This window comes from Tissierella praeacuta (genome assembly GCF_040396155.1).
In the GTDB taxonomy this organism is placed as follows: domain Bacteria; phylum Bacillota; class Clostridia; order Tissierellales; family Tissierellaceae; genus Tissierella; species Tissierella praeacuta_A.
In genome coordinates, this window is record NZ_JBEBOY010000004.1 from 131127 (window position 1) to 137729 (window position 6603).

The window sequence follows — 6603 nt, forward strand, 5'->3', positions numbered from 1 at the left end:
GGGATTTGTTTAATTAATTGATATATTTACTTCTATAGGAATATTATCTACTAGAAGTTCTATACATAAAAGCTTAGGTGCGTTGAATTTTGTCATAATATTATCTCCATACATAAGAGTAGGAGTAGAAATATTAATATTTATGTTCATAGTAGAAAGCTCGGTGCTGGCATTGGCTGTAAGCATATTAGAAAGCTCAGATATTGCACTTTGAGCCATCTCATTAAACTCACTTACTTCCATGCCCATCATCATTTTAGAAGCAATTTGTTTTGCATGCTCTGCATCTATAGAATAAATAATATTTCCTTTTAAATCTCCTACAATTCCTACAATTATTAATACACCATTAGTAACTAAATGTCCTTCTTTAATACTTACTTTTCCTTTTTTAACTTCTTCAAACCCTATTTGTGGCATTACATTTTGAAATGATACTAAGAATGGGTTTATGTATTTTACATCCATTGTGAATCACCGCCACTAAAACCTATATTTAACACCATTTCTCCGAAGTCAGTATTGATTTTCAGTAAAAATGTTTTAAATTTTACAGATGATATAGTTAGACTGTCACCAGAAAATACTGAAGGAGGAGATACCCTAAGTCCTAGGATTTTATTCTGTTTATTCAGCACAGAACAGGCATTACCGGCTACAATATTTGTAAACTCTCCTACAGTGGCTATAATTTCATTAGAATTACGAATTTCTCTTCTCAACGCCTTACTGGACAAGATGCTAGCTGTTTCAACAGACATATCTAATATCATTCTGCCAGAGTATTTGCCAATGATACCAACGACTATGGACATTCCCTTTGATTCTAATAAATCATTTGAAAGAATTTCAGCACCAAAATTTGGAATAGTTTGTGTCATTTTATTTAATGCATCTGCAAAGGTTTCTTTAAATACAGGTAAGTATGAATTCTGAAAGATTTTAAACTGGTCTTCATCTTCTATGATTCTGTTAATAGCTAAGATAAGTTCTTCTTCATCAATGGGCTTTTGAACATATCCATTGATCTTATACTCTTTGGCTTTTTTCACTATCTCATCATCCATCATGGCACTTATCATTATAACTTTAATATTTTTATCAATTTTGTGTACTTCTTTTGTACACTCAAATCCATCTGTGTCAGGCATGGTTACATCCATAGTAACTATATCAGGTTTTGCTTCTGATACTACTGAAATCAATTCTTCAAGGGAACCAGCATGTCCAACTACTTCAAATTCATTATTTTCAAGTATATCTTTAATAAGTACAACTGAGAAATAAGAATCGTCAACTATTACTACTCTTTTTTTATCCAAAATAATCACCCCTAAAAGTTTTTCTGCTATATATTAGTATATATACCAATATATACCCAAATCAGACAATTTAACAGATTTTATTTTCTATGGAATAATTTTAATTGTTAAGCAGTTTCAATATCGTGAACTATGGTATCATTATAGTATAGAAATAATAAGTTAGGTATAAAGTATAATAGATATTATTCTTAGGAGTGAAAGAAATGACCAAAGATATCTCAGATGTAATTAAAAGGAAATTGAAAGAACTTGAACAAAACTTGATATATTTAAAACAAATTTCATATGATGTAAATTTAGAAAATCTAAAATCTGATATGATAAAATATTGGGGAATTGAGAGAGGTATCCAGATTTGTATAGAACGTATAATAGATATTGCTAATATTATAATATCGGTTTCAGATAAAGAAAAGCCAGATACATATAGAGAAATAATGTTGATGATGTCAGACTTAGAAGTTGTTTCAGGAAAATTTTCTAAAAAGTTAGCTAATATGGTAGGATTTAGAAATATTTTAGTACATGATTACACTAAGATTGATCAAGAAATAATACTTAATATGTTAAAAGATGATATAAATGATTTCATGAAATACACTGTAGAAGTAAATAATTGGATGAAAAATAAAGGTTATTAGGAGTGATTTCAATTATAAGTAATATTCAGGATATAAAAGATATATTTAAAGATTATGTTGATAATTTTGTTGAAGAATTTGATATAAGTTTAATTTATGTATTTGGGTCATATGCAAAGGGAAATAGCAGAAAAGATAGTGATATAGATATAGCTATTTTACTTAATGGTGATATAGATGTATATACTAAGTTGAATATACTTGGTGCATTGATAGATATATTTAAAAGAGAAGATATAGATTTAGTCATATTAAATAATGTAAATGAAGTGTTAAAATTTCAAGTGATAAAATATGGAAAAATAATTTATATGGAAAGTCTATATACTAAGGCAATGTTGGAATCAAGAGTAATGTCAGAGTATATGGATAAGGAATATTTTAGAGATACACAGAGAAAATATAGTCATAAAAGATTTTTAGAAATAATGAAATCTTAATAATCACAATCAATTATAATTTGAGATTAGATTATAAGATGATAGAAAATACATTCTTTTTTATCAAAAAAATAGGTATTAAGTTTGAAATTTTATAAAAGACTGTAATCTAAGGATTTGCTTCTTATTCTATGGTATAATTTATTTGAGGTGATTTTCATGGCATATGAAATGTGTAGAAGATGCGGTAAATTGTTTAATAGAAATGGGAAATCATATTGCGAAGATTGTTTTCAAAAGGCTGAAAGGGAGCATGATCTAATCATAGAGTATGTAAGAAAACATCCCGATGCTAGTATTTTAGAAATCATTACAGACACTGGAGTAACACTTAAAAGTATTAATTGCTTAGTGGAAGATGGATATGTTTCTTATGTAGAGAACAAATTGAGGAAAATTGATGAAGAAGATTTTGCTAATGTTATAGATAAAATAGCAGATACAAAAAGCAAGTTCCATATAACAAGAAGTTAACAATAATCCAGTAAAAAAGATTATGTAGAATCTCTGCCTAATCTTTTTTACTGGATTTAATCATTATAGGTCTAATAAGGCTAGTTCCACTAATTTTAGAAAAGTTTTTATATAATGAAAGTTGTATTTGAATTTATCCATTTATTAACATATAATCAAGATATAGTTAACATATAAAATATCAAATTTAGGTTATTCAAAATTGTAAATAATGGGGGTTGGGATATGGATAAAGAATTTTTTACGAGAAATAGACAGAGATTGGAGAAAAGTTTAGATAATAACAGTATTTTACTATTATTTGCAGGCACGGCACCATATAAGTCTGCTGATGAGTTATATCAGTTTATACCAAATAGAAATTTCTATTATTTAACTGGGATTGATAAGAAAGAAATTATCTTTTTAATGAGCAAAATTGATGGAAAAGTTTCGGAAAAATTATTTATAGAAAGACCAGATCCAATTATGGCAAAATGGATAGGAGCTACAATTACTTCTGAAGAAGCAATGGAAGCATCTAGAATAGATGATATTGAATACTTAGATAATTTTGAAGGAGCCATTAGTTCTATTCTAAGCAGAAATAGAATAGAAAAAATATACTTAGATTTGGAAAGACAAGAAATCAGGACATCAATAACAGAATCTCAGGATTTCGCCAATATGATAAATGAAAAATATCCATATATACAGACAAATAATATATATTATGATATTGCAGAGCTAAGAATGATAAAATCAGATGAAGAAATTCAACTAATTAGAAAGGCAATAGAAATAACTAATGAAGGCATAATGAATATGGTCAATAATATTAAACCAGGAATGATGGAATATGAAATTGAAGCATATTTTGATTTTACTTTGAAGAAAAATGGAATAACTAATAGGGCTTTTGATACCATTGCTGCCAGTGGTAAAAATGCTACTGTACTTCATTATTCTGATAATAATTCCATGGCTCAAAATGGTGATTTAATATTATTTGATTTAGGAGCACAGTACAAATATTATAATGGAGATATAAGTCGTACATTCCCTGTTAATGGTAAGTTTAGTGAAAGACAAAAGCAAGTTTATGAAATAGTATTAAAAGCACAAAAAGCTGTTGAAGAAGGAGCAAAGCCAGGAATTCCCTATAGGGAATTAAATGAAATTGCAAAGAAAGTATTGGCAGAAGGATGTAAAGAATTAGGACTAATAAAAGAAGATGAAGAAGTTTCAAGATATTATTTCCATGGCGTATCCCATTATTTAGGGGCAGATACCCATGATGTAGGAGAGTATAATATTGAACTTAAGCCAGGCATGGTTATAACCAATGAGCCAGGTCTTTATATTGAAGAAGAGGGAATAGGAATAAGAATAGAAGATGATTTATTAATAACAGAGGATGGATGTGAAAATCTATCTAAATATATTATAAAGACTGTGGAAGAAATAGAATCAGTTATGAATAAATAAAAAACTATAAAATTTTTTGGAGGGATAAAAATGGATAACAAATCAAAGGGAAAGAAATTACAAGAAACTTTAACTCACAAATGGAGAAATGTATGGGAGACCTTAGATAGTAGCGAGAAGGAAGCTGCTTTTGCTATAAATGAAGAATATAAAGATTTTCTAGACAAAGGTAAAACAGAAAGAGAAGCAGCAAGAGAAATAATAAAAATAGTTTCTGCAAATGGTTATATATCAATAGATGAAATTAGAGAAAAAGGGATTAAACCTACTCCTGGAATGAAAATATATGCAAATAATAAGGATAAATCTGTTGTATTATTTGTATTAGGAAAAGAAAAACTTGAAAAAGGAATACATATTATTGGCTCACATTTAGATGCTCCAAGAATAGATTTAAAACAATGCCCTCTTTATGAAGATTCAGATTTTGCATTATTAAAAACACATTATTATGGCGGAATTAAAAAATATCAATGGGTAACATTGCCACTGGCTTTACATGGAGTTGTAATAAAAGCAGACGGGGAAAAACTTGATATAGTTATAGGGGAAGATGAAAATGATCCAGTATTTTTTATAACTGATTTACTTCCACATTTAGCTAAAGATCAAATGGCAAAGAAAATGGATGAAGGAATTACAGGAGAAGGATTAAATGTTTTAATAGGAAGTATTCCTTATGAAGATGGAGATTTAAGTGAAAAGGTTAAATTAAATGTACTTAATATCCTTAATGAAAAATATGGAATAAAGGAAGAAGATTTTACTACTGCAGAATTTGAAGTAGTACCAGCAGGAAAATCAAGGGATGTAGGTATAGATAGGGGTATGGTCGGAGGATATGGACAGGATGATAGAGTTTGTGTCTTTACTTCTTTAAAAGCTATACTAGATATAGAAACTCCAAATAAAACAGCTGTTGCATTATTTGTAGATAAAGAAGAAATAGGAAGTGTAGGAAATACAAGTATGGAATCAAAATTCTTTGAGAATATGGTTTCAGAATTAATAGATATGACAGAAGAAAAATATTCAGAACTTATGGTGAAAAGGGCATTGGCGAATTCCTGTGTACTTTCAGCTGATACATTGGCTGGTTTTGATCCTAATTATCCTGAGGTATTAGATAAGAAGAATTCACCTTTTATAGGTAATGGAATAACTTTAGTAAAATATACTGGAGTTAGAGGAAAAGGTGGCAGCAATGATGCTAATTCTGAATATCTTGGAAAGATAAGGAAAATATTTAATGATAATAATATAGTATGGCAAATGGGTGAACTAGGAAAAGTTGACCAAGGCGGTGGCGGAACAATAGCTTATATACTTGCAAATTATGGAATGGAAGTGGTGGACTGCGGAATACCTCTACTAAGTGTACACGCTCCTTATGAAATTGCAAGTAAAGCAGATGTATATATGACATATAAAGGCTATAATGTTTTCTATAAAGATTAGATAAGATAAAAATCCGTATCCATTGAAAAATCAATGGATACGGATTTTATTATTCTTCATTTACCCAGGCATCAAATTTTTCCATAGTCAATTTATAGGTTTCTTTTGATATTTCTGGGAGTTCACCTAGTATTTTTTCTGCTTCTTTAAATCCTTGGTCAATGGCAGATCTAAGTGTATCTGCTTTAGATTTATCTCCTCCTGACAATGCTATGGCAAAGTCTACTAATCTCTGACTTACAGCTTCAGCTCCAAGGGGACCATCAGGTCCTATTAGCGCTTGTGCCTCTAGTCTAGCTATTTCATCTACTTCTACGATTTCGTCTTCAGCTAGTAGATCAAGGGTCTTTCCTTGGCGCTTAAGCATTTCCTGTACCAGTCTCAATAGCTGTGCATGAGCTTGCTGGCTATCTCTTTTTAATTTAGTAATTGTATTTTTGTCATAGACATGAGATGTCTCTTTGTTTTCTGTTTTTTCATAAACTGCTGCTGGAGTTTCTTTTACTTCAGATTTTACTGATTCTTTTTTCTCTTCCTTCACTTTTTCCGTTTGAACCATAGGTTTAGTTGATTGTATATTTTCAATCTTCATTATCATCACCTCTACCATATTTATCGGCATATTCTGGGGAAAATTAACCATTTGTTAAAATGATAATTTCTTATATTCTTTAATTTATATAACAATATTCTATTATGATATAATAAGATAAAGTGCGAGCTGCGAAGCAGCACGCAAAAGTGTGTTACTTCCTCTTGGTGATGGAGGCAATTCTATCCCCATTAGTAAGCTATTAA

The 6603-nt window shown here is 29.6% G+C and carries 8 protein-coding genes; 5 read left to right on the plus strand and 3 right to left on the minus strand.

All coding sequences use genetic code 11. The features are described 5' to 3' along the window. Positions 1-9 precede the first annotated feature (9 nt). Both ABWP20_RS03630 and ABWP20_RS03635 read right to left on the minus strand, forming a co-directional pair. On the minus strand, positions 10-468 hold the full coding sequence (locus ABWP20_RS03630) for a chemotaxis protein CheX (protein ID WP_353093836.1): 459 nt from the start codon (positions 466-468) through the stop codon (positions 10-12). After that, positions 459-1322 carry a response regulator gene (locus tag ABWP20_RS03635; protein WP_353093838.1) on the minus strand — a complete coding sequence of 288 codons (864 nt, stop codon included), beginning with the start codon at positions 1320-1322 and terminating at the stop codon, positions 459-461. Before ABWP20_RS03635 ends, ABWP20_RS03630 begins: the two co-directional genes overlap by 10 nt. A gap of 206 nt (positions 1323-1528) precedes the next feature. Here ABWP20_RS03635 and hepT point away from each other — a divergent pair, with 206 nt between their 5' ends. The 5 genes from hepT to ABWP20_RS03660 all read left to right on the plus strand — a co-directional run bounded on the left by hepT (position 1529) and on the right by ABWP20_RS03660 (position 5805). Further along, positions 1529-1966 (plus strand): type VII toxin-antitoxin system HepT family RNase toxin, encoded by a 438-nt coding sequence (gene hepT, locus ABWP20_RS03640; RefSeq protein WP_353093840.1) that lies wholly within the window; start codon positions 1529-1531, stop codon positions 1964-1966. 2 nt (positions 1967-1968) lie between these two features. Continuing rightward, positions 1969-2406 (plus strand): type VII toxin-antitoxin system MntA family adenylyltransferase antitoxin, encoded by a 438-nt coding sequence (mntA, locus tag ABWP20_RS03645; protein WP_353093841.1) that lies wholly within the window; start codon positions 1969-1971, stop codon positions 2404-2406. A gap of 159 nt (positions 2407-2565) precedes the next feature. After that, a complete protein-coding gene (locus ABWP20_RS03650; RefSeq protein WP_353093843.1) occupies positions 2566-2880 on the plus strand; it encodes a hypothetical protein in 315 nt (104 codons plus the stop codon). Between the two features lie 225 nt (positions 2881-3105). Continuing rightward, complete coding sequence (locus tag ABWP20_RS03655) at positions 3106-4347, plus strand: aminopeptidase P family protein (RefSeq protein ID WP_353093845.1); 1242 nt, start codon at positions 3106-3108, stop codon at positions 4345-4347. 30 nt (positions 4348-4377) lie between these two features. Next, entirely contained in the window at positions 4378-5805 is a 1428-nt protein-coding gene (locus ABWP20_RS03660) for an aminopeptidase (RefSeq protein ID WP_353093847.1), read from the plus strand. 49 nt (positions 5806-5854) lie between these two features. On the opposite strand, the gene ABWP20_RS03665 is transcribed toward ABWP20_RS03660, so the two are convergent. Next, positions 5855-6397, minus strand: coding sequence for a hypothetical protein (locus ABWP20_RS03665; RefSeq protein WP_353093849.1), 543 nt, complete (start codon positions 6395-6397; stop codon positions 5855-5857). Positions 6398-6603: the final 206 nt, after the last annotated feature.